The following is a 3,120-nucleotide window of genomic DNA, read 5'->3' as shown; positions in this document are numbered from 1 at the left end:
CCCCACTGGTGGACGTGGCCGATTTCCCGCTTCCCAAGGGTGAACTCCGTGCCCCCGAATCGGTGCTCACCGACCTCCACGCCGTCCCATTCCGATACTTCCGTGACGATCGTCTCGATTGCTTGCGTCATGGTTTCCGTTCACCGTCCCCCACAGTATGTGACTAGCTCACACGGGCGTTTGCTCCTTTCGCAAAGCGAGGACGACGACGGCGGAATCGGTGTTGAAATCGGAGTTATTCACCGCTGACCAGCGTACTGAAAGGCAATCGAAAGACACTCGAAAGGCAATACAGGGGATAGCCCCGGAAGGCTACCCGTCGCGGTTGCACTGTCCTATGAGGCACATGGGGCAGCTGCGCACGCCCCGATCTCTCATCATCGATCTAGATATAAATCGGCAGTTCCTAACTCGTTTGGTCCGACACCGATTCACGGGGCCAACGCGGCCATCGTCTCGCGTGCGTCCTCGACCGTGGCACCGCGGGGGAACCCCACGGCGACCGAATCGACGCCGTCGATATCGGCGAACTTCTCGAACATCTCGCGGGCACGTTCGGGCGTGCCCGCGGCGGCGAGGTCGTCCAGCAGGTCGTCGGCCACCAGTTCGGTCGCCCGCTCCTTGTCGCCGTTCGCCCACGCTTCCGAGATGTCGTAGGCGACGTCCTCGTACCCCTGCCGGGCCAACGAATCGCGGTAGTAGGTTCCCATCCCACCGATGTAGAAGGCGGCGTGTTGCCGTGCGAGGTTTCGGGCGCGCTCGCCGTCCGAAAGCGCACAGCAGGTCAACGAGAGCGTCACTTCCACGTCGTCCGCATCGCGGTTTCCGAGGTCTACACCGCGCCGTAAATCATCGAGTCGGTCGGCCATCCCGTCGGGCGTGAAGAGGGTCGCGTGCCACCCGTCGGCGAACCGTCCCGCCAACTCCACCGACTTCGGCCCCATCCCGGCCGCATCGATCGGCGGCGGCGTTTCCGGTGGCTCACACCGCAGTCGGAAGCCACCCAGCGTGAAGCAGTCGCCGTCGTAGTTCACCGTCTCGCCTGACAGCACCTTCCGAACGATGTCGATGGTTTCGCGGGTGCGCCGTAGCGGGCGGTCGAACGCCTCGCCGTGCCACCCCTGAATGACGGCCGGTCCGCTCGGGCCGATACCGAGCCGAAATCGCCCGTCCGACACTTCCTGTAGCGTCGCGGCGGTCTGCCCGATGAGCGCGGGCGACCGCGAGTAGACGTTGACGATTGACGGCCCGAGACCGATTTTTTCCGTACCGAGCGCCATCGCGGTTAGGCTCGTCACCGCATCGCGCCCCCACGTCTCCGGAAGCCACGCGTGTTCGTAGCCCAGTTCCTCGGCCTGCTGTGTCAGTTCGACGAGCGTCTCGACGCTCGGTTGCGCCGCGACCGGGAGATGAACCGTTCTCTTTGCAGCCATTTCCTATGAATCGTTCGTGTAGTTACCTATCGGTGTCGGTATTCACGATTTACGGGTTTCCGGGAGTTGTTCGCCGACGGGGACCGATAGGTACCGGGGAATAGAGTTCGAGGGTAGCGCTCGACCGACGGGAGACAGTGTTCACGTCCCGAAGGAGTTCGGTTCGACGCTCGTGACCGGTGGGAACTCGCGGAGTGCGGGCACGACCAGCCAATAGCCGACGAGCAAACAGTACCCTATCGCGGAGAACCCGATGACCGTCGCGCTTCCGTATCTGTCTCCGAGCGCCCCATCGATGAGATACCCGAGCGGACCGACGGCCGCGACGAGACTTCCGGTCGTGGAACTCACCCGCGCGAGCAAGTCGTTCGGAACGCCGGTCTGAATCGTCGCGCTGACGAGGACGTTGTAAATCCCGATGGGGACGGTGGCGATTCCGTAACAGAGGAGCACCGCCGGAAGCCAACCGACCGTGACGATACCGAGTTGGCCGACCGCGGTGATCAGAAAGCCGACGATTACGAAGCGGCCGAATCGAATCGTCTCGAACCGCGATGCGACGAGCGACCCTACGAGGAGACCGACGATCATGGCCGCGATGAACAGTCCGTACGTCTCCGCCCCGCCGAGCGAATCGGCGAACGCCGGGAGCACTGCCGTCGAACCGGCAGTGAACGCACTCACGAAGCTCGCCGCGACGACCATGTGCCCAACGACCGAGTTCCGAATCAACTCGAACCCCTCGCGCATGTCGGCGAGGTACTCCGTAGCGCTCGGTGACGTTCCGGTCTTCTCGGTCGTGGGAACGCTCAGCAGTGCGAAAAAGACGACACTCACGACGAACGTCGCCGCGTCGAAGGCGAACAGCGCGACGGCACTGAAAACGGCGATGAGCGCCCCCGACAGGGCTTCTGCCACCGCACCGATGGTCTGATGCGTCGCCGATTCGAGCGAGTTCGCACGCGGCAGGAGTTCGTCGTCCACGAGTCGAGGTAGGGCGGCTTTCTCGGCCGGGGCGTTGAGTCGTCCGAGAAGCGCGAGCAGTCCGACGACTGCGAGGACGAGGGAGACGCTCACCGTGTGAACGTGTGCGACCACGGGAACCGAAACGACGACGATGGCTTGTGCCGCCCCGACGAGAACGAGGAGTCGGGAGAGGCGTGAGCGGTCGACGATGGGCCCGAACAGAAACCCGAACACTATCGGAAGCCGGGACAGGAATCCGGCGAGTCCGGTGTAAAACGTCGAACCGGTCAGCTGATACACCAACCACATCGACGCGATGGAGTACAGTTTGTCGCCGACACGGTTGACGATTCGAGCGAGATACAGCCGCCGAAATCCCGTGTTCGAGAGGAGGGTTCCCGTCTTCGATGTCCTGAACCGTCCACGCCATCCCGTCGATTTCGCCGACGAGTCGATGTCAGCCATACGCACTGTCGAGTCGAGTGAACAATCAAGCTTCGGCGAACGCCAGTTCTGTAAGAGTTCTTATTGTTTTTCGGGGGATTGATGGCGAGCGCCGTCGAAAGCACCGTTATGACGTACGGGACGAAACCCTCGATGGACGCGCTCGCCGTGCTGGGCAACGAGATTCGCATGTCCATTCTCCGGGAACTCACCGACGCCGAGGAGTCGCTTTCCTTTACCGAACTCCGTGAGCGCGTCGGCATTCGTGACACCGGGA

4 protein-coding genes are annotated in these 3,120 nt (G+C 62.8%); 1 reads left to right on the top strand and 3 read right to left on the bottom strand.

Going from position 1 to position 3,120, the window contains the following annotated elements:
* From WBV42_RS18580 to WBV42_RS18570, 3 genes are all read right to left on the bottom strand, one after another.
* On the bottom strand, positions 1-131 hold a 131-nt coding region (locus tag WBV42_RS18580), incomplete at its 3' end, for a luciferase family protein (RefSeq protein ID WP_423987348.1).
* A gap of 300 nt (positions 132-431) precedes the next feature.
* Positions 432-1,433 carry a TIGR04024 family LLM class F420-dependent oxidoreductase gene (locus tag WBV42_RS18575; protein WP_423987346.1) on the bottom strand — a complete coding sequence of 334 codons (1,002 nt, stop codon included), beginning with the start codon at positions 1,431-1,433 and terminating at the stop codon, positions 432-434.
* A gap of 141 nt (positions 1,434-1,574) precedes the next feature.
* Positions 1,575-2,864 carry an MFS transporter gene (locus WBV42_RS18570; protein WP_423987345.1) on the bottom strand — a complete coding sequence of 430 codons (1,290 nt, stop codon included), beginning with the start codon at positions 2,862-2,864 and terminating at the stop codon, positions 1,575-1,577.
* A gap of 81 nt (positions 2,865-2,945) precedes the next feature.
* On the opposite strand from WBV42_RS18570, the gene WBV42_RS18565 reads away from it, so the two are divergent.
* Positions 2,946-3,120: DUF7347 domain-containing protein (locus tag WBV42_RS18565; RefSeq protein WP_423987347.1), on the top strand; the 175-nt coding region annotated here is incomplete at its 3' end.

Source organism: Haladaptatus sp. (assembly GCF_049589095.1).
Taxonomy (GTDB): Archaea; Halobacteriota; Halobacteria; order Halobacteriales; family Haladaptataceae; genus Haladaptatus.
The sequence above is the reverse complement of the archived record's forward strand: the minus strand, read 5'-3'. Positions and strand labels throughout refer to the sequence as shown.